At 41.8% G+C, this 23549-nt stretch carries 17 protein-coding genes; 5 read left to right on the top strand and 12 right to left on the bottom strand.

The window, feature by feature from the left end; all coding sequences use genetic code 11:
* Positions 1-2: 2 nt before the first annotated feature.
* The 9 genes from bglX to ABJD64_RS19870 form a co-directional block, all read right to left on the bottom strand.
* Positions 3-2234: a beta-glucosidase BglX gene (bglX, locus tag ABJD64_RS19910; protein WP_348180494.1), complete on the bottom strand. Its 2232-nt coding sequence runs from the start codon at positions 2232-2234 to the stop codon at positions 3-5.
* 3 nt (positions 2235-2237) lie between these two features.
* Positions 2238-3620, bottom strand: a complete 1383-nt coding sequence (locus tag ABJD64_RS19905) for a glucoamylase family protein (protein WP_348180495.1) — start codon at positions 3618-3620, stop codon at positions 2238-2240.
* A gap of 110 nt (positions 3621-3730) precedes the next feature.
* A complete protein-coding gene (locus ABJD64_RS19900) occupies positions 3731-5719 on the bottom strand; it encodes a glucoamylase family protein (protein ID WP_348180496.1) in 1989 nt (662 codons plus the stop codon).
* Between the two features lie 82 nt (positions 5720-5801).
* Positions 5802-7157 (bottom strand): Ig-like domain-containing protein, encoded by a 1356-nt coding sequence (locus ABJD64_RS19895; RefSeq protein ID WP_348180497.1) that lies wholly within the window; start codon positions 7155-7157, stop codon positions 5802-5804.
* A 43-nt stretch (positions 7158-7200) separates the two neighbouring features.
* Positions 7201-8691, bottom strand: a complete 1491-nt coding sequence (locus ABJD64_RS19890; protein ID WP_348180498.1) for a RagB/SusD family nutrient uptake outer membrane protein — start codon at positions 8689-8691, stop codon at positions 7201-7203.
* 5 nt (positions 8692-8696) lie between these two features.
* Positions 8697-11648: a TonB-dependent receptor gene (locus ABJD64_RS19885; RefSeq protein WP_348180499.1), complete on the bottom strand. Its 2952-nt coding sequence runs from the start codon at positions 11646-11648 to the stop codon at positions 8697-8699.
* A gap of 268 nt (positions 11649-11916) precedes the next feature.
* Entirely contained in the window at positions 11917-13653 is a 1737-nt protein-coding gene (locus ABJD64_RS19880) for a 7TM diverse intracellular signaling domain-containing protein (RefSeq protein WP_348180500.1), read from the bottom strand.
* 227 nt (positions 13654-13880) lie between these two features.
* Positions 13881-15998, bottom strand: a complete 2118-nt coding sequence (locus ABJD64_RS19875; protein WP_348180501.1) for a glycoside hydrolase family 97 protein — start codon at positions 15996-15998, stop codon at positions 13881-13883.
* A 382-nt stretch (positions 15999-16380) separates the two neighbouring features.
* Entirely contained in the window at positions 16381-17220 is an 840-nt protein-coding gene (locus ABJD64_RS19870) for an endonuclease/exonuclease/phosphatase family protein (protein ID WP_348180502.1), read from the bottom strand.
* A 579-nt stretch (positions 17221-17799) separates the two neighbouring features.
* Between ABJD64_RS19870 and ABJD64_RS19865 the strand changes: the two genes are divergently transcribed.
* On the top strand, positions 17800-18687 hold the full coding sequence (locus tag ABJD64_RS19865) for a HEPN domain-containing protein (protein ID WP_348180503.1): 888 nt from the start codon (positions 17800-17802) through the stop codon (positions 18685-18687).
* Positions 18688-18710: 23 nt separating this feature from the next.
* Here ABJD64_RS19865 and ABJD64_RS19860 read toward each other — a convergent pair whose 3' ends face one another.
* Together ABJD64_RS19860 and ABJD64_RS19855 are read right to left on the bottom strand one after the other, a co-directional pair.
* The gene (locus ABJD64_RS19860) at positions 18711-19010 is read right to left on the bottom strand and encodes a type II toxin-antitoxin system RelE/ParE family toxin (RefSeq protein WP_348180504.1); all 300 of its coding nucleotides are present in this window, start codon (positions 19008-19010) and stop codon (positions 18711-18713) included.
* Positions 19007-19237: an addiction module protein gene (locus ABJD64_RS19855; protein WP_348180505.1), complete on the bottom strand. Its 231-nt coding sequence runs from the start codon at positions 19235-19237 to the stop codon at positions 19007-19009. The genes ABJD64_RS19860 and ABJD64_RS19855 overlap by 4 nt, the downstream gene beginning before the upstream one ends.
* Before the next feature lie 522 nt (positions 19238-19759).
* Here ABJD64_RS19855 and ABJD64_RS19850 point away from each other — a divergent pair.
* Positions 19760-20212 carry a hypothetical protein gene (locus tag ABJD64_RS19850; protein WP_348180506.1) on the top strand — a complete coding sequence of 151 codons (453 nt, stop codon included), beginning with the start codon at positions 19760-19762 and terminating at the stop codon, positions 20210-20212.
* A gap of 44 nt (positions 20213-20256) precedes the next feature.
* On the opposite strand, the gene ABJD64_RS19845 is transcribed toward ABJD64_RS19850, so the two are convergent.
* The gene (locus tag ABJD64_RS19845) at positions 20257-20541 is read right to left on the bottom strand and encodes a hypothetical protein (RefSeq protein WP_348180507.1); all 285 of its coding nucleotides are present in this window, start codon (positions 20539-20541) and stop codon (positions 20257-20259) included.
* A 291-nt stretch (positions 20542-20832) separates the two neighbouring features.
* Between ABJD64_RS19845 and ABJD64_RS19840 the strand changes: the two genes are divergently transcribed.
* The 3 genes from ABJD64_RS19840 (at position 20833) to ABJD64_RS19830 (ending at position 23483) form a co-directional block, all read left to right on the top strand.
* Complete coding sequence (locus ABJD64_RS19840) at positions 20833-22173, top strand: tyrosine-type recombinase/integrase (protein ID WP_348195344.1); 1341 nt, start codon at positions 20833-20835, stop codon at positions 22171-22173.
* Positions 22174-22208: 35 nt separating this feature from the next.
* On the top strand, positions 22209-22748 hold the full coding sequence (locus tag ABJD64_RS19835) for a hypothetical protein (protein ID WP_348180509.1): 540 nt from the start codon (positions 22209-22211) through the stop codon (positions 22746-22748).
* Between the two features lie 150 nt (positions 22749-22898).
* Positions 22899-23483: a hypothetical protein gene (locus ABJD64_RS19830; RefSeq protein ID WP_348180510.1), complete on the top strand. Its 585-nt coding sequence runs from the start codon at positions 22899-22901 to the stop codon at positions 23481-23483.
* Positions 23484-23549: the final 66 nt, after the last annotated feature.

Raw genomic sequence — 23549 nt, 5'->3', positions numbered from 1 at the left:
TCTTAATTTATCAATTCAAATTTGCCAGAAAGATCAGCATCAGAACTCCCACCTACATATAGTAGAAAATCTCCTGGTTCTGCCTTGAAGCTCATGTCCTGATTATAAAATTTGAGGTCTTCAGCAGAAATGGTGAACTCAACTAGCTGTGTTTGTCCAGGCTCCAGACTGATTTTCTTGAATCCTTTCAGTTCTTTTACTGGTCGGGTGACATTGCCGACTAAATCCCGAATATAAAGCTGGACAACCTCTTCTCCTGCCCGGCTACCAGTGTTCGTCACCCCTACAGATATATTCAGATCCTCATCAAGTCTCATGGTCGATTGGCTGAGCGATAAATCTGAATACTCAAAAGCTGTATAGCTCAATCCATATCCAAAAGGGTATAGCGGATCATTGGCTACGTCCAAATACTTAGAGGTGTATTTATCTTTAGCCTTAAATGGCCTACCGGTATTCTTCATGTTGTAGTAAATGGGGATCTGACCTACATTTCTAGGGAAGGTCATTACCAATTTTCCGGATGGGTTGTAGTCTCCGAATAAAACATCGGCTATCGCAGACCCTCCTTTTGTTCCCAAGTGCCATGTGTTCAAAATCGCTGGTACTTTTTGACTGAGATTTTCAATGGTCAGAGGTCTTCCTGACATTAAGATCAGTACCACTGGCTTACCTAAGTCCAGAATGGCTTCCATCAATTCTTCTTGCATGCCGGGTAGGTTAAGGTTCGTCCTACTGGCCGCTTCGCCATTTTGTCTGTAATTCTCCCCAACTGCCATCAACACAATGTCAGACCTTTTGGCCACACTGATCGCTTCAGCAAAACCAGATCTATCCTCGCCATAAGTCTTACATCCTTCAGCATAGACCACATCAATATCGGGAGCCACTTCTTTGATCCCATCCAAAACAGTGGTCGATTTAGAGGCATCTCCTGAGGCATGCCAGGTGCCTAAGATATCCATTTGATTGTGAGCAAGAGGACCAATCAATGCCAGTTGCTTTGGCTTTTTGTTCAATGGAAGCAAAGTCTTACCATCGATGGCATCATTTTTTAGCAAAACAATTGATTTGCGACCCGCTTCTCTGGAATGATCCATCATTTCCTTTGATAGTACCACCTGATTTTCTCTATCCACATCAGAGTATCGGTAGGGATCATCAAAAAGCCCAAGATCGAATTTTGCTTTAAGAATTCTTCTTACTGCCTGATCAATAGCCGCCTCCTGTACTTTACCCTGATCGATCAAATCTTGTAGGTGAAGCAGATAGGTACCTCCCTGCATATCCATGTCTACTCCTGCTTTCATAGCCAGAAGTGCTGCATCAGCTGTGTCTTTTGCGAAGCCATGAGGTATCATTTCGTTGATGGCAGTATAGTCGGTCACCACAAAGCCTCTGAATTTCCACTCCTCACGAAGTACATCAGTCATCAAATACTTGCTTCCCGAGGCTGGCACACCGTCCAGCTCGTTAAATGATGTCATGACCGTAGCGCTACCTGCATCAATAGCCGCCCGATAAGGCGGGAGATATGTTTCTCTCAATACTCTTTCGGACATATCTACGGTATGGTAGTCGCGACCTGCCTGGGCCGCTCCATAAGCGGCAAAATGTTTTACACAGGCCAATAGCGTACTTTCATCTTTTAGATCATCTCCCTGGATACCTCGTACTTTTGCCGAGGCAATCAGACTACCCAGATAGGTATCCTCTCCTGAACCTTCGGCCACTCTTCCCCATCGGGGATCTCTCGAGATATCTACCATAGGGTTGAAATTCCAATGCAGACCAGCCGCAGCGGCTTCTTTGGCAGATAGTCTGGCAGATTTTTCGATTAAGTCCAGGTCCCAGCTGCACGCCTCAGCCAGAGGGATCGGAAAAATGGTCTTGTACCCATGGATGACATCGTAACCGAATAGCAACGGAATCCCTAATCTGGTTTCTTCGACTGCTATCCTCTGCAATTCACTAGTGTATTCTGCAGTATGCGCATTAAAGATATTTCCGCATTTACCTTGTTTTACATCGTTGAGATAACCTTCCCTCATGGTCGGTCCGGTTTGGGTCCAACTGCTCGTGAAGAGTGTCAGTTGTCCTATCTTTTCTTCCAATGTCATTTCAGACAAAAGGTCGTCGATCTTGATCTCTACTTCATCTTTGGATCTGCTTGCGCAGGAAGAGAAGGTAAGAGTAATAATGATAAATGCCGATATAATAATATTACGTTTCATATTCTAGTAGGTAAATCCCAGTTTGTCGAGTCCCTGTTGGACTTCCGGGCATGACATAAATAATTTCCACAATAGTCCCGTTCTATGATTTTCTATCATCACAGGTATTGGGCCCTGATCAATGGCGAGGTATCGAGGTAGGTGCCAGCTATGCTCAAAACTATACGCGTCGTAAGGGCCGTATTTACCAATCAGGGAGTCCTGATCAGGTGCGTATAAAAATTTCAGCATATCCATGCTTTCCTTAGGGGAATAGGGAAACGAAGACAAGGCCGCCGTGGGTGAAATAACACCCACGTCCTGATCCGGTCTGTGACTTTTATAGCCCTTTACCGAATAGCTGGAGGTAAGCCCCCAGTTGTCCTTCGAATATCCTTTATATCCATTCGGGTTGTTTACACAATGGTCATAATGGACGCCTACCTGGCTTTGATTGAGGATCCAATACTCGCCATACTGATCTTTTAACGTCGTCGGGTTGAGTCCCAAATAGGAATAGTGCGCCCAAAACAAAGGGCCTACCTTACTGCCGTCATGCTCGTAATGATCAAGAACCAGATCATATCCCTGATAAGTCTCATCGGTTTCAATCGCTCCCTTTCTTGCCCATCCCTCATGATAAACCTCAGGTTCGATTCCGTAAGTTGGAGATGAAGCCGCCAACACATACATGATCAAGGCTTCGTTATAACCACCTACGGGGAAATTCATATCCCATCCAAAATTTGGAGACCAGTGCCAGTAAAGAACATTTTCACCGTTTTTAGTGTGCCAATTCCATTCGATCTCTTTCCAAATCTTGTCAATGCGTTTTACCAATTCTTTTTCTTTGGCATCTCCAAACTGAAAATACTGGCGAACGGTAAGGAGGCCTTGCGCAAGAAATGCTGTTTCGACCAGGTCTCCGCCGTCATCCTTTTTGCTAAATGCGATGGCTTTGCCAGTCTCTCCCTGCCACCAATGAGGGAAAACACCATGAAATCGATCAGCATTTTCTAGAAAATCAACAATTTTTTTGAACCTCTCGAAAGCTTGCTCTCTGGTGATAAACCCTCTTTCAACACCGACTAGAATAGCCATTAACCCAAACCCTGTGCCCCCTGAGGTGACAATATTCTTGTCGTGCGCAGGATAGATATTGTCCATGTGAACTCTCTCTCGAGCTAACCCAAAAGTGGGTTCGGCACCATCCCAGAAGTATTGAAATGTCTGATATTGAACTAAGGTCAATAGCGAGTCATCACTTATGTTTAGGCTTTTGGATTCAGTTGATTCTATACTTTCTGATCCACTACTCCTTCCGGTACAATCCGTAAGCAAAATGGACAGGAGTGCTATCATAAGACCTGACAACAAAATCATAAATTTCAAAAAGACTATTTTCATGTGTTATAATTTGATTTTTATTGGTCACATGGAACCTCCATGACATAATCACTCTCAGGTGACAGCCCGCCGATGCGGCCAATTATTTTACATGTCGGTTTCATTCGTAATTATGGTTTATTAAAAGAGGTAAAATCGAGTTTGGTCAAACCCGCCTGGACTTCCGGCGCAGACATAAAAAGATCCCAGAGCAATCCTGTCCTGTGGTTCTCAATCATAATAATAATGGGTCCCTGATCGATCGCCAGATAGGAGCTAGCCGTCCAATTTTCTGTAATGTTAAATGCATCAACAAAACCATAATCGCCCCAGAGCCTGTCACCCAAAATGTAATAGAAATGTCTAATGGCTTTCATGGATTCTTCAGGTGTATAAGGCAGGGATGAGATGGCAGCTGTTGGTGTAATCACACCCAAATCATTGTTGGGGGAATGGGCAGAATATCCCTGATCATTGTCACTGGCGGTGAGTCCCCAACTGTACGCTGCATAACCAATATAATTCTTAGGATTGACCTGGCAATAAGCCTGATTGATGAGCGAATGGCTTACATTTTGTTGCCAATAATCTGCGTACTGATCTTCCAAATTTCGAGGATCCAGACCTAAGAAGGAATAATGGGAAAAAAACAATGGCCCTCCCATATCTGATCGTAGTTGAAGCTGTTGTTCAAAAAATTGACTTCCTGATGTATTGACCATGTCACCGTCTCTCGACCACCCTGAGGTGTATACTTCTTTTGAAACAGGATGTGTGGTAGAAGAGGCGGCCAATACATACGTAATGAGTGCTTCATTCCAGCCCGTAATTTTATGGTTCTTCTCCCATCCAAAGTTTTCTGACCAATGCCAATACAAAATATCCTGTCCTCCTTGTGTATACCAATCCCACTCCACTTCATCGCAGAGTTGGTTTATTTTAGTTTGAATGGGCAGTTCGGTGGCATCTGAGGCGTTTAGATATTGTCTTACAGTCAGCAATCCTTGCACCATAAAGGAGGTTTCTACCAGATCGCCACCGTCATCGTTGGTGCTGAAGGGAATAGTCTTTCCCGTACTTCCACTCAGCCAGTGTGGCCATACGCCATGAAATCTTTCGGCTTTGGTTTGGAGAAAGTCAACAATAGTTTCTAATCTCTCTACACCTTCCGTCCTTGTGATAAACCCTCGCTCTATACCAACGAGGATAGTCATAAGACCAAATCCGGAGCCACCTATCGTAACCAAATCAGCTGAGGTATTTCGCTCACGGATCAGCCCGCTTGATGGATGTGCGAAGTCCCAAAAGTATTTGAAAGTTTGTTCCTGTATTTTAGTTAGCAGTAGGTCATCTGTGATTTCGGTGAACTTGAGTGTGCTGTCTAATTTTGTAAAGAATTCTAATGAATAACCCTCGAATGGTTTGTTTTCGCTATTGGTCAACTCGTCAGAAATAGCTAAAGTGTACTCCCGATAACCCAGCAGCTCTTCTGTCACTTTGAGCTTGAGCGTATTCCCACTCACTTGAGACAATTCGTAAGTGGGTTTGAGGCTTCCAAGTTTTACCTCTATTTGATTGGTTAGGTCTGCAACTGTCACTGGTTCTGAAAAAATCATTTGAATTTCAGGTGACCGGCTCACATCTTTGATTCGCTCATCTTTGTCAACCGATATACCGTCAATGGTAATCTCATTGACCTGCAAGGGAACAATCAAAGTCGAAAAGGTTATTTTTATTTCATTGATAACCTCTCCATTAGCCCCCATCAATTCACTAGTGACGTCTACGGTATAGGAAACACCTTCTGACAAGGGGTCTGTAGATATAGATACAGATTTGTTGTCATCCAGGTAAGAAAACTCAAGTGCTACAATTGATCCATCATCTGCCGTTAAGGTAATCGCGGATTCTACCGATGATGTTAGAATAGCCTGTGCGAAACGAAAAACGATCGATTGATCTAATGGCAGACCTTCATTAGGTCCATCTATTGAAAGCTCTTCTCCTCCCACATGAACTGAAATCAGTTGTAAATTTTGCTGTGAGGGTGTGTCACCGCCTTCTTCACTGGTACATGAGATAAAAGAAAAAAATAGAAAGAGTAAGAACAATTGCCTCATTGAAATAATTGGTTCCAAGAATAAAAAAGCTGCCTCAAAAACTATTCACTTTTAATTTTTGAGACAGCCATAAATTGACTACTTATTTTTCGTTTTCATATAGAGACAAGATATCTGCATCGTTCATTACCGTGCTGAATATCCTTACCTGATCAATAGCTCCTTTAAAGAACTTCTTTTGTTCAGCGTCATTAGTCAAATTGGTTGCATGGTTAGCCCAACCTGTAGCGGTGTTGGTTGAAGATCCGGCAAATCCAAGCGCCAAAGAGCCTTCAATCCCATCGACAGCAGACCCATCGTTATTTAGTGTTTTGAGGCTGAGGTCTCCAAACAACCAATCTGCTCCAGAACCAATCCATTGAAAAGACGCCCACTTCACACCATTTACATAAAAGGTTTTCGACCTGGTGGTGGCATCAACGGTCATGACCAAATGAGTCCACTTGCCCATGATCTGATCTCCTACATAAGCTCTGTTTGGAGGATCTTCTTGCAGCTGATCCAGGGCAAAACTCCACCCACTTGTAACGCCGTCTTCGAAGTTGACAGTAATCTGCGAGTTGATCTCAGTCCAGGCAGTTGCCTCAGGCACATCCGCTGCATTGTTTCCAACATTGACCTGATTGGTAGCATATTTGAGGAAGAATTCATTGAAACCATCAGCCGATGGATCATTAGATCTTCTGCCAATTTCCAGAAAATATCCTTTTTCAACACCTAGTCCCATCAGGAAGCGGGTTTGAGGTGATCCGGTACCAGTACCTCCGTCGTAATCTGCAGATTCTGTTTTGAACCAGTAGCTAATTGTAAGCGAACCTTCAACAAGATCTGTCGCAGCTGCTACTTCTACAATGTTGCCTGATCCATCAAAGTAGGCGGCACCATTTGCGGTAGCTCTTCTGTCTTCAGCAAACTGCATAGTACCAACTGTAGTCACAGTGTGTTTTTCAGTATCATCAGCCGTAGTGGAATTATCGAAATTGATATAAAGTACCTGATTCTCTTTGTTTGGCACAAATATTCCCGATGTCCTAAAAGATAGAGAGTTGCCTTCAAATTTGGCTCCGTTTTCTCCTGCAATGGTTGCTGCCAGCGCAATGGTAAATTGTGTACCCTGATCCCATTCCGTGGTCGGGGATAAGGTAACGGTCGCACCACTTACTGTCACTGTATATGACACACTATTGCCATCCCCATCCGTGATGGTCAGTGTGGCATCTGTGGCCGTAGTAGCATCAACAGTAGATGAAAAAACTGCAACGATATCTGCGTCCTCAGGTACTTCAGTTGCCGAGGTCACTGCTGCCAGGTCAATATCTCCGGCCGTGAGACTGACTAGCGTAAAGGTAGCTGCGGGATCATCATCGCTACAGCCAGTAAAGTATGTGGCTGTTCCGAGGGCGATCACCAGGGTAAAAAGTAAATTTTTAATTTTCATAACAAAATAGCTTTAATGTAAAACATAATTTTTTTCGGACCTTTTAAAGTCCATAGTTTTGGTTTTGTTCTAGAATCCCTCCTGATAAATCAATCTCCTGCTGAGGTATCGGAAGTAATTCATTCTTGCCTGAGGTAAAACCGAGCGGGCCTAATACTTCGGCCATTCTGTTTTGTCTTTTCAGATCATAATATCTTAGGTTTTCGAAGGCGAGTTCTACTCTTCTTTCTTGCCAGATAGCACTTCTCAGCAAGGCCTTGTCAGTAGTGGTGACATCGGGTAAAATGGCCGCATTACCTCCTCTGGCTCGCTCGCGAACCATATTCAAGTAGATGAGTGCCTGCACCGGATTGTCGTTTTCGTTTAGGGCTTCTGCCGCCATGAGAAGAACATCTGCATATCTTAATATTCTTCTATTGTGACCGAAATTATCTGCGGTGGCCGTCGAGCCCTCTACATATACTTTTTGACTATAACATTCGATCTCAACTATGGCTCCATCTACACGCGTGGTATCGGTGGTGAGCGTATTACCCAGGATCACCTGTCCACTGAGTACTTCACCGAGGAAAATAACTGAGGCGTCCAACCTTGGGTCGTTTGGTTCGAATGTATTGATATAATCCCAGCTGGGGCGTCCGAAACCCCAACCCCAATTAGGTGTGCCTCTTACGCCTTGCGTATTCCCAAATTGGTTTCCACCCTGGCCATAACCTTCCGGCAAAGAAGCAAGCTCAAAAATGGATCCTGAACCAAACTGGCCTTCCACAGAAAATACACGCGAGTAGTCGGCGTCCAAACTGTACTGAGCAGAATTGATCACTTCCAAGGCGTACTTTTCGGTATTATCGAAATCTCCCCTGTGTAGGTATACCCTGGCCAACAACGCCTTGGCTGCACCTTTCGTCACTCGACCTCTATCAACAGCGGTTTGACCACTTTTTTCTGGCAATATGTCAATGCTTTGAAGCAGGTCAGGAATTATGATTTGATCATATATGTCACTGACAGTTGACCTTGGTTCAATTCTTTCCGGAATTAATGTCTGTATCATTGGAACATCTCCAAAAACACGAACCAGCGTGAAGTAGGTATAAGCTCTAATGAAGCTGGCTTCAGCTATATACTGATTCCTCACCGCATCATCCATTGCAATATCCTGAATCCCGTAAATAACAATGTTGGCCCTTCTAACAGCCTGAAATAGAGTTTGATACCAGGCCAATATATAGCCGTGGCTTGCGCCAAATGTGAAACTTTCAAAGGCTTGAAGATCAGGGTTAGACCCATCTTCGCTTCCCTTGGTCTGATCATCTGACATGATTCCGGCTAACGGATACCCTCCCATATACCACCAATTTCGCATGGTGTTGTAGGCAGCATTAGTGACCAGATAGGCATCATTTGAAGATGCTGGAAAGGTCTCGTCCGTAATGGTGGTCAATGGTGGGTTTTCCAGAAAATCTTCCTTGCATCCCACTGTAATAAAGATCGCCGCTACGGTAACTAAAATTTTTATGTTTTTCGTAATCATGATTTTTATAAAGTCAAATTGAGCCCAACGGTATAGACACTGGTTACCGGATATAGGCCGGTATCAATGCCATTCATATTGATATCACCTCCAATTTCTGGTGTGTATCCAGTATAATCGGTAAGTGTGAATAGGTTTGTCCCTCTCAGGTACAACTGGAAATTCTGTCGCTTGAATTTGGGCAGAAACTGACTGGGCACTGAGTACCCAATAGTCGCACTCCTCAGCCTGAGAAACGAGCCATCCTGAATAAACCAATCGGATTGACTGTAGTTTACCCCACCTGAAGAAACCCGGGGCTCACTGTTGCTGGTATTTTCACCATTCCATGCATTCAGAACGCTGGCTTCGTAGTTGTACTGACCGGCCCTCACGGCATTTTTGCCGTTGTAAATTTCTCGTCCTGTTTCTCCCTGAAAATCCAGAGACAAACTGAAGTCTTTGTACGACCCATTCAGGCTAAACCCGTAGATAAAATCTGGTATTGGAGAGCCGATAAATGTTCGATCGTCGGGTGTAATTGCACCGTCATTGTCAATGTCCTCATAAATAAAATCACCTACACCTTGTGAAGCAATTCTGGGAAATTGGCCCAGGTCATCTTCGTTTTGAAAAATTCCGGCCACCTTATAACCATAGAAATATCCAATGGGGTTTCCCAGGGCTACTCTTTTCACATTTTGACCGTTACCCAGGTTACCCATAGGCTGCGGATTGTCGTCGAAGGTATCTCCCATTTTGATGACCTCGTTGTACACAGTAGAACCAACCGCCCGAATTTCGTATCTGAAGTCTCCTATCTGGTCCTTCCAGCTTGTACTAAATTCAAAACCACGATTCAGTACATCTGCTGCGTTGAATCTGGTCGTGGCAAATGACCCATTTCCAAAATGGCCGGGCAACGCCAAGGTGATCAAAATATCTTCAGTTACTTTTCTATAGTAATCGAATTCGAGAGACAGCTTATCTTGCCAGAGTCCAATCTCTACTCCCACATCTGTCTGACGTGCTTCTTCCCATTTGATCTTTGGGTTGCCGGTGGTGCCGTATGTAGATCCCGGATAGAGGGTTTCGTCCTCTCCGAAAACAGCTCCAACTTCGTTCTGAATGAGTGTGAATCGATCATTCGCCTCCACTTTGTCGTTACCCACTATTCCCCAGCTTCCTCTTACTTTCAGATTTGATATCAATCCCAATCCATCGAAAAATGATTCATCGGAGACTCTCCAACCAGCGGCAAAAGAAGGGAAATTACCCCAGCGCCTGTCCGAGGCGAAAATGGAGGAACCATCACGACGGAATGTCGCGGTGAAGAGGTATTTATCAAAAGCTACATAGTTCACACGAAACAGGTATGAAACTAGAGATTTGATCTTAGCCGTATTAGTGATCAGCAAATCGGTCTGATCATTGGACAAATAAAGAATGTCATCACGAAGCAGATTGGCACTGCTGCCTCCCAGGGTTTCTTCATTATCCTCTTGCGAGGTATATCCTGCTAGCACATCTATGGAATGATCCGATAGGTTTAAATGATAATTAATGGTATTCTCCCAAAGCCAATTTTCTTTTGTAAATCGACTTTTATTTAGACGCGTCTCATCATTGTTTTGCTGAGGAGAAACAAAAAATACTGGTGTGAAATTCTGACTGTTGGCATTTTCATAGTCAACGCCAAAACTACTTCTGATCGTAAAGTTTTTAAGAAATTTCACTTCCCCGTAGAAATTGCCGACTACTCTTCGTCCTTTTCTAAAGTCATTGGTAAATGCGATGGCAGCCAATGGGTTGCCATTTCCACGTACCTCGGCAAATCCATCCGGACCGCCAAGTGGTATATCAGTAGGGTAGGCGCGCAAAGTAGATGCCACCACATTGGAGGTATTTTGCTGGTCAAACATGGTGATGCCAATGTTGTGACCCAGCTTGACATAATCACTTAGGAAATAGTCATTATTTATTTTTAAGGTGATCTTTTCGTAGTTCGACTTAGGAATAATTCCCTCTTGTTTGAAATAACCGGCGCCCACATAATAATTTGTTTTTTCCCCGGAGCCACTTGCCGATAGCTGGGCATTGTAAATGGGCGCTTGTGATCGGTAAACTTCATTTTGCCAGTCAACATCAGGAAGCAAGGACAAATTATTGAAGGTGCCTGGCTGAATTTGATTGATTACGGTAGCAAACTCTCTTGCATTTAGCAAATCCACTTGCTTTTGTACCTGCTGCACATTGTATTCAGTAATAAGATTAACTGTAGGAGCTCCGGTTTTTGATCCACGTTTTGTGGTTACCATGATTACACCGTTTGCTCCTCGCGACCCATACATAGCGGTGGACGAAGCGTCTTTCAGCACTTCCATCGATTCTATATCGGCAGAGTTGAGAAAGGTGATGTCGTCCAGGATGACACCATCTACCACGTAGATAGGGTCTGGATTACCAAATGTGCCTACTCCTCGAATCCGAACAGTAGGTGCGGCACCGGGTGCTCCGGAGTTACTGGTCACTCGTACACCGGCCATCTTGCCTTGCAGGGCTTGCTCAGGTGAAGAAGAAGGGATTTTCATCAGGTCGTCTGATTTCACCGAAGAAACTGAGCCGGTCAAATCGCTCTTTCTTACAGAACCGTATCCAATGACTACAATTTCTTCCAACTGCTGAACGTCAAGCTCCATGACTATATCAATGACCGATCTTCCAGCTATAGCAGTAGTCTGAGGCAGAAATCCTACGGATGAAAAAACCAGATGAGTGGACCCATCAGGTATAGTCAGGATAAACTTCCCATCTACATCTGTGGTCGTTCCTTGTGTAGTTCCTTGTATAAGAACCGATGCTCCCGGAAGACCAGTCTGATCTTCAACAGAAACCACCGTGCCAGTGACACTCACTTCCTGCGCAAGGACTATAAAAGGAAAAGAAAAACTTATAAAAAATAGTAGGCTTCTAATCATAAGCAGAATTGTTTATTTCAAATCGTTTAACACTTTGAAGTTAGATGAAAGTAAAGAGCACAAACAAATAATTGATAGTAATATGCCTACTAAGAAGGCCAAAACAGACTATTCTTCATGTAGGCTTATCCCACAAAAAAAACATCGATTAATGCATCAAAGTGGCATTTTTTGTGTTTGTCAGGGTGGTTTGATTTTTATAAAAACAAGATTGAAATTTGACTGATTTCTTCACTCGTTTTTACCCTATTTTAGTATAAAAATCCATTTACACTGTATGATGATCTGATTCGAGTATTCGGAAAAAGTTCTTTAGCTCCGTGGGATTTTCAATCAGACGGTTCGTAATTTTCTTTTTAAAGTTCCATACCGTGTTTCTACGCACATTAAGTTTTTCGGATAATTTGTCAAGGGAAGATCCGTCATCATTGATCGTGTTGTAAAGCAGATAGAAAGCCTTCTCTATGGGGAACTTAGTGGCATGAAAAATAGTGTTGGTCGTGGAGGTTTCGTTGTAGCCACATTTTGTACATCTTCTGGCAAACAGGCCTTGGCCGGGGAAGTACTTTTCGTTGTCGCATTTCGAGCAATAATATCCGTCTGACCATTTGTACTCAGCCAGAAACTTCATGCATGCTGCGCCATCTTTGAAGACCTCCTGAAACTCTTCATAGGTAAGCCGCTTGTTCATTAGCCGCTCTTTCTGAATGTCCCTGATGTTGTTGCGAAGTTTCCAGTTGTCCAGGTCCAATAGGGAATTGATTTGCCCGATTTCTTCACTTTGTTTAGTGATCTGCTGATTGGTTTGTTCCAGCAGTTCATTCTTTTCAGCTATCTCCTTTGTCCTCTCCTTTACCTTCGACTCCAGTTCACGATTGACTTTGTCTTTCAGTTTCATGTTCTCCTCATGCTGAAGAATTGTTCTCTTCAGCGCTTTATCTCTGTTCGACTTTAGGATCCGCACCCTATCGCTCAAGGCGAAAGTCAGAAAGATCATTTCAAAAACAAATGAGGAGTGCAAAGTGTAATAACTGTGAGGCAAAGAAAAGGGCACACTGGATATCATCAATAGTGCTTTTATCAAAAAACCCAGGAATAAAAACCCATAGGCCACAACGAAAAAACGGGCAGGTTTGTATCCTCCCCTCAATACCAATATGCTGGCGTAAAAGGTCACTGTAAGTGGTACAATCTCAATGTTTCGATACTGAAAAAAGCTGTTGTTCCAAATGAGCGCATACAAAAACAAAAGTACCCTGAGTACCAGGATTACATTGAGCAATTTGTTGATCCTTGGTACCCTCGTCTTGGTTTTCAGGAAGGCCTTAGAAAATATGATGGACCAAAAAATAACCAGAAAGAGGGCCACGCCATAGGCAATCTGATTCCACTCCGGCCAAAAGGGCCAAAGGTACTGAAAAGCTATGCCATCTATGCACATCGCGTAGAGCCCTACACTAAGAATATAAAATGTATAATAGAGGTACTTGGGCTCTCTGATGGCAATATAAATCAGCAGATTATACACGGAGATAATCATAATCATACCGTAAAAAATCCCATAGATAAAGTACTCGGTAAGCGCATAGTACACAAAATGATTGATGCTCCTGATCGCAATTCTGACGTCAGCATAGTGATAGCTGGCGATCCGAAAGTAGCAGGTATGCACACCAGAGTCATTGAGCAAGACTTCGAAGTTCTTATGGCGGATGGGCTTATCCGAAAAGGATCTGGCATCCCCTAAAAAAATCGAACGCAGGCTTCCATCAGGCGCACGGATATACAGGTCCAGACTATCAATAGTCTGATCGTAAAACTCAATAAGGTACTTTTTTTCACCCTCAGGTATGTCCAGGGACAGTTTTACCCAGTAGGCAGAATTTACCTCATAGTTGTTCGGCTGAAAATCCGCATTCAATTCAAATTTCTTGAAAGAGCTGTCTGAAACTTGCTGAAAGGTATAGGTGCGCTCCTTGTCTTCGAAATGGTACAGATTGTTCATAGTCAAGACCACCTCATCTCCATTATCAGGAATAGGGACAATCTGTAATAGAAAGACTAAACAATGGTTCAACAAGATCATTCTTCTAACCTATAGTTATGAGATCGCGCAGTTATACTTATGGTCGGTCTTAGCATCTATACGAACCTAAATATATAGGATTTAGTTCGATGTTAGAATCACCAAAACAACTTAATGACTAATAAGCTACTGTAGTCATTCACAAATCATAGCCAGCGCCTTAAGTTGGCCATGTCCTCTGCCGTAGCAGGCTCCAGATGTATAGCACAACCTCCTCCACGCGCCAGGGTTAGCGTCAACCCGGATGTAGCATTTACGATATAGCTATCTATCAGGTAATCCGTGGGATTCACATCAAAGTCTGCCGCTTCTCCATCAGTATAAATAGTCATCTTATATTGTACTTCCGGATCCAGAAAATCGAGGTCAATGGCTAAGGTTCTGGCGTTTTCGTCCGTCACGCTGCCAATAAACCATCTGTCCGAACTTCTCTCCTTTCGAGCGATGGTCACATAGTCCCCAACCTCGCCGTTCAATACTTTTGTTTCTTCCCAATCCACGGCTACATCTCTTACAAACTGAAAGGCCGGATGTCCTTCATAATAATTAATCAAATCTGGAGCCATTTGTACCGGGCTGTACAATACCACGTAAAGGGCTAGTTGATGTGCCAGAGTGGTCTGTACCCGATTTGAACTTCTATGCGGTTTCAATGTTAAGTTGAAAATCCCGGGTGTGTAATCAATAGGTCCGCCAAGCATGCGCGTAAAAACCACACTGGGAATATGCTCAGGTGGATTACCCCCCTCTACTGACCACGCATTAAATTCCTGTCCTCTTAGCCCTTCCCGGGAAAGCATATTCGGATAGGTACGCCGGATGCCTGTGTCCTTTATAGGTTCGTGTACATTCATAGCCACCTGATATTTAGCTGCGGTTTCCACCACCTTTCTATAGTGATTGACCATCCATTGGCCGTGATGGTGTTCGCCTTTCGGCAAAATTTTACCCACGTATCCGGATTTTACGGTATGAAGACCCAGGCTTTGCATAAGAGAAAAAGCGGTATCCAGTTGCTGCTCGTAGAACCTTGGGGCTGAATTAGTCTCATGATGCATGATGAGCTGCACACCTTTTTCTTTTCCATATTCGGCCACTTGCCTAAGGTCAAAATCAAAAGATGGCGTCACAAAATCAAAAACACCTTCTTTATCTTCGTAGGCTACACGCTCCCCCCAGCCCGTATTCCAGCCCTCGGCCAACACCCCTCCGAAACCATTGTCGGCTGCAAAATCAATTAGCTTTTTGGTATGATCAGTGGTTGCTCCATGGTCGCTTCCCTTGTTGTGCCAGGAGTAAATACCAATATGCATCTGCCACCAGATGCCTAAATATTTCATTGGCTTTATCCATGAGACATCTTCCAGGCTATTGGGTTCGTTCAGATTCAGAATCAAATCGGACTCGAGCAGCCCGGTGGCTTGCTCAGCAATCTGTATCGTCCGCCAGGGTGTTTCAAAAGGTAAATCTCGCACCACTTTATAAGCGTTGTCTGAGCCAACCAAACTACTCTGAAAGAATAAGCCGACTGTATCGACTTTCAAAGTCATCCCTGCGTAATCTGTCAGGTTTGCCTCATGTATAGCTACATGAATACCCTTGTCAGTTCGCATGGTTACCGGCGTATTCACTGCATTCTCGGGAATATAAGTTTGTCCCAGATTACCATGGTTTCGCTTACTGATTGCATTGATCTCCGACAACCTGGTTTTATTGTATAAGTGTTCATAGCTATCCCAATCACCTGGGATCCACCATGTGGTTGGGTCTGAGGTCAATTTGAACTGCGTTATTTCATTGGAGATGCTGGCTGTTTGCATGTTCGCCTGCTCAGGAAAAGAATATCTGAACCCAATACCATCATCATATACTCTGAATATAATATTCATCATTCTTCCTGGTGCTTTGAGTTCTTTTATCCAAACATTCATTTGCCGATAGCGATCTACTACCTGCTTTTTCTCGCCCCAGGGCAGTTCCCACACGCCGTCATAATTTTGATAGGAGGTATCCACAATAATCATTTCATCGCGCAGGTCAGGCATATCGGTAAATTCAAACCCCAATTGTGATTCGTCTATCAGTAGCTGGTTGTTGTGAAATACTTTATAAATTAAATTTCCTTCGGGATTGGAAAACAACTCCACTCGGATGTTGGTCGAAGGAGAGTTCACAAGTACGTGTCTAATGGGCATATTTTCTATGCAGCCAAACAACAAGGATAGTAATAGAGGTGCAAGGGCGATGAAGCGAGCTATGTTCATGATTCGTTTATTGATCCGCCGGGGTCTGACTCTGATAGTTTTGTCAGGTTAGGTCCTGGTTTTAACGAATAAAGCCACACCGAGAAACGACCTTTGCCATCTGCTCCAATGTGGCTATTCCCAAAACTATTTAGAAATCAAGCTGGACAAGTCGCAGACCTGTCTCCCCTTAATTTAACTAATTGAAATTAGGTAAAATCCACTAGGCGAAGCCAATCTTTAGCATTGAACATGTTCTTAAGAAGCCAATTAAAGGCCAATTTGAAGTTTGCTTTTTGCGCTATAAAAACATTGAATAAATGCAAGAATCAAAGAATAGGCGTATTTTCACTTATTCAAAACTTTATGAAAACATTTTTCGGAAACCGGAGAAGAAGACCAGTCAAAAGGGTGCCAATTCAATAAGTACAGGAAAATGGTCGGAAGGATATTTGCGATCTTGCGACTCCTGAATTACTTCATATCGCTCGACTGCCAATGATTCCCCACTAAGGAAGATATAATCAATGCGCCTTGAATAGAACTCTGACCATTCGAATCCATTGAAGGTACCCACAGGGCCTTTGGGAACCGTCCGGCTGATGGCTCTTGAATCCTTCATTTCAACCTCAATAAGTGACATCAAACCCGATGAAGGTTCAAAATTAAAGTCACCCATGAGAATCACAGGGTTGCCGTTCTTATTGACTTTTGCCATTTTATCCAAAATCAGTTTCAATGCCTCTCTTCTGGCCTCCTCACCTCGGTTATCCAGATGTGTATTAAATATCCAAAAGGATTTTCCGGTCAGTTTATTATTCAAAAGGATATAAGTGCAGATTCTGGTATAGGCCGCATCCCAGCCTTTGGATGGTCGATCAGGAGTTTCGGACAACCAAAAAGTGCTGCCCTCTCTTTTCCTGAATCTAGTACTGTCATAAAAGATGGCGCAATGCTCTCCCTTCTCAACACCGTCATCTCGGGGCACACCCTCATAGGTATAACCGGACAATGCTTCATTGAGGAAAGCGATTTGGTTGGGTAGTCCTTCCTGCATACCGATAACTCCGGGATGATATTCTTTTATTTGTCCGAGGACGAGGTCTTTTCTCTGCTCCCATACATTCTCTTCATCACTCTCAAGCGTGAGTCGGATGTTGTAGGTCATGAGTGTCAGGTTTTGTGCTTGGCCCTCAGCCAAAGCAAGCAAAAACAAGAACAGAACAAGCAGGATTTTTTTCATGGTTTGAAAGTTACGAAAAATCAATTATTGGCACATAGGCCTCGTTGCCTCGATAATTTTTGGTAGTCGTGACCTCTTTCCGGTAGCAAGTAGATTCGGTATGCACCAAATACACAATAGGAAGCCAAAGCAGAAACATAATGTCTAAAGGGGGGTACTTCAGAAGTGGGGAGGGGTACCTCGGAGGTACCCTCCCCCACCTATATAAGTACCCCTCCCCACCTCTGAGCTCCCTGCAGGCACCTCCGAGCTCCCTGTTCGAGTCTTTTTACTCCGAGTTCGCACCTTTTTGCTTGCTGCTCGCATCTATTTGCTCCCCGCAGGTACCTTTTTACTGCCTGCAGGGAGTATTTTTCTTCGAGCTCGAGTCTTTTTACCCCCTGTTCGAAGCTCGGAACACCCCGTTCGAAGCTTTTTGCTTCGAGCTCGCATATTTTTGCTCGCCGTTTGACACATCGTGAGGCGTCCTGAAAAAAGTTGACAGGTTTTGATTCTAGCTCTTAGTAGTGCCCTATTTTTCTTTATTACATACTGGGGCGCTTAGAGAAGTAAATCCAAATTATTTTTTACTTTGTGGTCGTGAATAAACTACCGGAAAACCTACCCCAACAAAAACAAAGAGAGCTGGACAAAATCACCCATCTGCTCATGGCACAAAAGGCCGTGGAAATGGTGATCCTCTTTGGCAGCTATGCCAAAGGCACCTTCGTCGAAGATCGGTATGTGGAAAAAGGAATCACTTACGAATACCTAAGCGACTACGACCTGCTGGTGGTCACCACTCACGACGACCTTAAGCAGAACTACAAGATAGAAACCGAGCTCAAGCAAAAGCTGGTAGAAAGAAGCCTCGTAAAAACCCCCATCAGCCTGATCTTTCACTCGATCAAGCACCTCAACCAGTCTTTGTCCGAAGGCAGTTACTTTTTTCAAGACATCAAGAAAGAAGGCATCTTCCTTTATGACTCCGGTCAGTTTCAACTGCAAAACCCAAAGAAACTCTCCCCTGCCGAAGCCCGGCAAAAAGGGCAAGACTACTTCGATCAGTGGTTTAAAAGTGCGAATACATTTTACGAAGATTACGAACACAATTATTCTAAGATTGATCAGGACACGGTTTATTTAGGTAAGGCCGCCTTTATGCTTCACCAGGCCACCGAGCGCTACTACACCACCATCCTACTGATGTACACCGACTACCGTCCCAAGGAGCACGACCTGGAGCGACTGGATCTGCGTGTCCGAAACTGCGATGCGCGATTCGATGTGTTCCCCCGTAGCACGAAGGAGGAAACCCGCTTATTCGAAAAACTGCGTAGCGCCTATGTCGACGCCCGCTACAAAATGGATGAATACCAGATCACTGAAGCAGAACTTCTCACGCTAGCCAATCATGTGCAATCTCTTCGGGAACTGACTGAAAAGCTTTGTTTGGAGAAGGTCGAGCGGATTGGTGGGGAGGGGTAAGGTTGGTGTCATAAGGATTAAATTCAAGGGTTTCTTTCTTTCCAGACAATCGAATCTTTGTACGTACTTAGAACGGCATGCACATACACCTTCTGGCTTTCTATGGTATAATGGATCGCATATGGAAAACGCTTCACCAAAGCAAATCTGACTTCTTTATACCTTTTCTGATAGAGTTCGGGGTTTGATTCAATAAACAAGACCTTTACCTCTATCGCTTCTAAAAAACGCTTACCTAGTCCAGCGCTTTGCGATTCATACCATTGGGCTATCTCAATCAAATCCTGCTCTGCGGCCGGTTTGATGATTAACTCATAGTTCATAGTTGATTGGATATTCTTTCTTTCGCTTCTTTCCAGTTAGAGCCTGTTTGGGGATTCGATTTATGAGCAGTTAGTCTTTCATCTAAGACCTGCTTATGAGCCTCACTAAGTTCATAATCTTCTTCTGATAGATCAGCTTGCATCATGCCATAAATTAACTGCAGGATACGATCATCTGCCTTGTCTATATATTGATGGATTTCGTCTCTAAGATCAACTCTGCTCATAATAAACACTTTATCAAATATAACGATTCGCAATAGATAACGCTTCCGATATTGTTAGGTTTTTTATCACCTCCACCACAGCCGGAAGGTTTTATCTTCACCGATACGGACGTCAATGCGGCGACCTCGGTCGCTCGTATAGCTTTTTCAGTGCAATGTGTATGATGTTTGGAAAAGGAAAGCTCCTGTCTCCCTCTAGTCTATGGCTGAAAACCTGACAGGTTTAAGCCGGAAGCGAAACTAAAGGCCTGAACTTCAGCCAATTCTGGAAAGCAAAACCTGTCAGGTTTGTGGGACGGAGAAATGAAAAAGCCCCTCGCCAATAGGCGAAGGGCTTTAGATGGTCGGAATGACAGGATTTGAATCGGAACGCCGAACCGTCGATGTGTCGAACCGTACGACCTCCACGTCCCTAATGCTTTTGAACTATTTCTTATTCATGCCGTAAACCGCATTTCACCATAACCTTTTGCCCAACAGAATCATTATATTGGTGTTAGTTTCCAACCCTTTCCTCAAAATATGAATATAGAAAATAAACACAAAAAGGAAAAATACATCAGACACCTAGAAAGTGAAGCAAAGAGTCTAAATGTTGATTCTGCTAGATTGGATGTAATACAACTTTCACTTTCAACTGCTGCACTGTACTATATATTTGAAAACGAATATATGGACGACTTTAAGATTCGAATTAGTGTTATTTGTTTCTTGTTTGTAATTGTTCTTAACATAGTCTGGCTGCTATATACCTGTGAAAGAAAATGGAGAGCGATTAATAATTATAATAAATTAATCCTTTTCCTTGAAGACAATCTAGAAAAACAGCATGACGACCTATTTAATAAAATTTCTATACCAACAGTAAAGAAACCGTCAATGCTAGAAAGATCAGGATTAAAAGGGAATTGGTTGCAACTCGCCTTCCTTTTAATTGGATTAGTTACTCTGGTTTTTACTAAACTTGGTTATTAATGTTACCAATGAAGCAATACATGATTTTTAACAGTTCGATCAGACTATTCTGGCTTATTTACCCTGCTAAAAAAAATGTCTATTAGAATGCGATCTGAATCAGATGATTTATTCCATTCGGTCCTTTCACTAAAATCATGCATTAAATTGGCGTACTTTAATTTTTCAACTGCCTTACCTACCAATTCATAGATTAAAGGGTGAGCTTGATTGATATTAAAGTCCTCGATTATACCTTTTTCCGAATCAATTTCAGCCTTTATTTCAAGTCGCCAAATGTTATAGTCATCATGTGAATTGATGGTGTCTTTGGTTAGAGTCTTTTTCATGAGATATAGGTTAGGTGATTTTACCTTCATAAAGGTAAAAGGAAAACTCGGAAACTGATAATTCACTTTAAGGATGGGGTGACTGGTGATTTGTCTTCCAAAAATAACACCACAGCATAACACCAAAAGAAAAAGACCGCTAAAAAGCGGCCTTTTCTTGTCGGAATGACAGGATTTGAATAATCAATCTTACACCATTTAAATGCGGTTTTTGTGGTACTAAATCTTAAATAATTGAATATATTGGTACTATAAAGTGCAATAAACAAGTCTAAAATATTACAATAGACAATGATCAAATTGATGATACTGCCTAAACAGACTGATTCAAACGGGGAATGTATAGTCTATGTAGAAATATCAACCTATGAGAAAGGTAAAAGGAAGAGAACACGTAAAAACAGTGGCATAAAAGTACTACCAAAAAATTGGTCTTTTTCGAAATCTAAAATTCTTTCTGGTGATAAGCTATCTGAAGAAAAGAATAGGGATATAAGGGCAAAATTTGATTATTATAATAAAACTCCACTGGCAAGTACAGCTAACCAAGCAAGCCCCAAAAGCTTGGAAGAATTTATTGAAGATTATATCCAATACAGAAAATCAATAGGTACTAAAAGAAGTAGTTATAAGGAATTTATTACTATCAAAAACAGATTGATTAGGTTTCAAAAATCAAAAGGAGTCATTCTCACTTTTGAAGATGTTGATATACTTTTTTCGGACGAGCTTAAAATTTGGCATTCAAAAGAAGGATTTGACCCAAATACCATTCAGAAATCATTTACGACCTTAAAAATAATTTTCAACCATTATTATGAGCGAAAAGAGGAATATAAAATTAATCTTTCCGACACTTTTAGAAATAAAGATTTTGGAAAAGTAAAAACTCACAGTTCACCGCCTCTGCCCCTCACTCCTCAGGAATTTGGTAAACTAATCGAATTTGAAAAATATAAGAAAGTCTATGGATTTTCCGATCCAAACAATATACTTCAAAAAGTCAACGATGCCTTTCTTTTTGGGTGTGCTACTGGCTTGAGGTTTTCAGATTTATTTCGTGTAAATGAAAATAATATTAAAGGTGGTATAATATATATTGAGCCTGTAAAAACTGAAACAACAAAGACTGAAAACCTTTGTAAAATCCCTTTGAATGAATACTCATCGTTCATTCTTGAAAAATACGATAATGACACTTCAAATTTGAAAATGTCGAGCCAACACTATAATCGACAATTAAAAAAACTGTTTGAATACTTAAAGTTTAATACAAAAATAAAAGTGAAGCATTATAAGGGGATAAATGAGCCAGAAGAGAAAGAGTATTTCAAATGGCAACTATTGTCTTCTCATAATGCTAGAGACACTTTTATCACCTTCGCCATCAAGGTGGGAATAGATATACCATCAATAATGGATATGACTGGGCATAGTTCGTATGAAGTCATGAAAAAGTATATCAAATTGGATGATATTCATTTAATTAAATCCATGAATAAATTTGAACATGCGAACATCAGCGAAGTGTTAGAACCAGAATTTATGAAAGAAGAAAAGGAGCGGAAAATCAAAAGCAAGGAGGTTAAAGAGCAAGTTGATAAAATGATGAAGCCTAATCCAAAATCATAATTTCTTACCTAACATTGGATTAATGCAATCAAACAATGGACAACAAGGTAAAAGATATAATCAGGCGGTATTCAGAAGTCTATAGGGATTTTGAATCTATTCAAAACAGCAGCAAAAAATTATTACCAACAGGTGATCAAAAAACAGGTGTAATAGCGGAATACTATGCAAAATGTTACATTGAACATATTTATCAGGTTATCGCTGAATATGCTAAACCTGGAGCTTTTTATGACATTAGCTATAAGACAAAAAAGGGAAGGCTAATTAGAGTACAGGTAAAAGGAGTATCGGCTTATTCAAAAACCAGAACGATAGCACCTCTTAATATCAGGAGTAAGAAGAAAACAGGTGCATTTGATGAATTGTTCTTAATTGATCTAGGCTTGGATTTTTTACCTATTGCATTTTACATCAATACGTTCGATCAAATAATTCAGCAGCTAAAAGATACAAAAAGAAAAAGGGTTCTAGGTTCTAAAATGAAAGATTTGAATAGCCAAAAAAGTAAAGGTTCTAGGATTTACGATTTTTCCAACAATAAAGTATTAGATTTAATTCAGGCGTTAGAATGAATCATATTGTTGATCAACCTTTAATTGATCACAGCTATTCGATTTGGAATCTGATATTCCAATCAGCATTTTTGAGACAGTTTTTTTAACTGATAAATTAGAAGGAGTATTAGTTTAATGAAACTAAACAACCAGGCTTAAAAAAATATCATGATAAATTTCGAAACTCCTAAGCATCATTGGAATTACTTTTTGGCAATTGAAAAAGACCTTGAAAATATCGCAAGATACATTGAGTTTTCAAATGAAAATCTCACGACCTACTCTATTGAATTGACACATATTTTACTCTCAGCCTCTTCAGAGGTTGATGTAATAATGAAGCAATTGTGTTATCTACTAGACTCCACTCAATCAGCAAACAATATAAATGATTACAAGAGTGTTATTCAAAAGCACTTGCCATCATTAATATCTGAGGAAGTTGTGATTGACAGATATGGTCTAACCTTGAAACCTTGGGATAATTGGTCAGGTGAAAACAATCCGATTTGGTGGAGAAGCTATAATAACGTAAAACATCAACGAAATGAACATTTCAATGAGGCTAACTTAAAAAACACAATTAACGCAGTTAGTGCATTATTGCTAACCGTAGTTTATTACTATAGGTTAACATTTTCTAAAGAAGGAGGCAATGAACTTACATTCAGAGAAACCACAAGAATGCTACAACCTGAAGCTAATTTTCTGAGAATAAATGCTGACTACTACTACCATAACTTAATTGGTTAAATAAGTATCATTTCACAGGACTATTAGGCAAACGAGAGATGGTGATAAGATCAATTATTCTGATTC

Source organism: Reichenbachiella sp., from assembly GCF_039944555.1.
Taxonomy (GTDB): Bacteria; Bacteroidota; Bacteroidia; order Cytophagales; family Cyclobacteriaceae; genus Reichenbachiella.
This window is presented reverse-complemented; position numbering and strand designations above follow the sequence as displayed.

What these genes read in the sequence shown, in the direction of transcription:
- ABJD64_RS19830 (WP_348180510.1), top strand. Translation starts at nt 22,899, where the DNA reads ATGATAAATTTCGAAACTCCTAAGCATCATTGGAATTACTTTTTGGCA.
- bglX (WP_348180494.1), bottom strand. Translation starts at nt 2,234, where the DNA reads ATGAAACGTAATATTATTATATCGGCATTTATCATTATTACTCTTACC.
- ABJD64_RS19905 (WP_348180495.1), bottom strand. Translation starts at nt 3,620, where the DNA reads ATGAAAATAGTCTTTTTGAAATTTATGATTTTGTTGTCAGGTCTTATG.
- ABJD64_RS19900 (WP_348180496.1), bottom strand. Translation starts at nt 5,719, where the DNA reads ATGAGGCAATTGTTCTTACTCTTTCTATTTTTTTCTTTTATCTCATGT.
- ABJD64_RS19845 (WP_348180507.1), bottom strand. Translation starts at nt 20,541, where the DNA reads ATGAAAAAGACTCTAACCAAAGACACCATCAATTCACATGATGACTAT.
- ABJD64_RS19870 (WP_348180502.1), bottom strand. Translation starts at nt 17,220, where the DNA reads ATGAAAAAAATCCTGCTTGTTCTGTTCTTGTTTTTGCTTGCTTTGGCT.
- ABJD64_RS19850 (WP_348180506.1), top strand. Translation starts at nt 19,760, where the DNA reads ATGAATATAGAAAATAAACACAAAAAGGAAAAATACATCAGACACCTA.
- ABJD64_RS19890 (WP_348180498.1), bottom strand. Translation starts at nt 8,691, where the DNA reads ATGATTACGAAAAACATAAAAATTTTAGTTACCGTAGCGGCGATCTTT.
- ABJD64_RS19835 (WP_348180509.1), top strand. Translation starts at nt 22,209, where the DNA reads ATGGACAACAAGGTAAAAGATATAATCAGGCGGTATTCAGAAGTCTAT.
- ABJD64_RS19855 (WP_348180505.1), bottom strand. Translation starts at nt 19,237, where the DNA reads ATGAGCAGAGTTGATCTTAGAGACGAAATCCATCAATATATAGACAAG.
- ABJD64_RS19875 (WP_348180501.1), bottom strand. Translation starts at nt 15,998, where the DNA reads ATGAACATAGCTCGCTTCATCGCCCTTGCACCTCTATTACTATCCTTG.
- ABJD64_RS19860 (WP_348180504.1), bottom strand. Translation starts at nt 19,010, where the DNA reads ATGAACTATGAGTTAATCATCAAACCGGCCGCAGAGCAGGATTTGATT.
- ABJD64_RS19880 (WP_348180500.1), bottom strand. Translation starts at nt 13,653, where the DNA reads ATGAACAATCTGTACCATTTCGAAGACAAGGAGCGCACCTATACCTTT.
- ABJD64_RS19885 (WP_348180499.1), bottom strand. Translation starts at nt 11,648, where the DNA reads ATGATTAGAAGCCTACTATTTTTTATAAGTTTTTCTTTTCCTTTTATA.
- ABJD64_RS19895 (WP_348180497.1), bottom strand. Translation starts at nt 7,157, where the DNA reads ATGAAAATTAAAAATTTACTTTTTACCCTGGTGATCGCCCTCGGAACA.
- ABJD64_RS19840 (WP_348195344.1), top strand. Translation starts at nt 20,833, where the DNA reads ATGATCAAATTGATGATACTGCCTAAACAGACTGATTCAAACGGGGAA.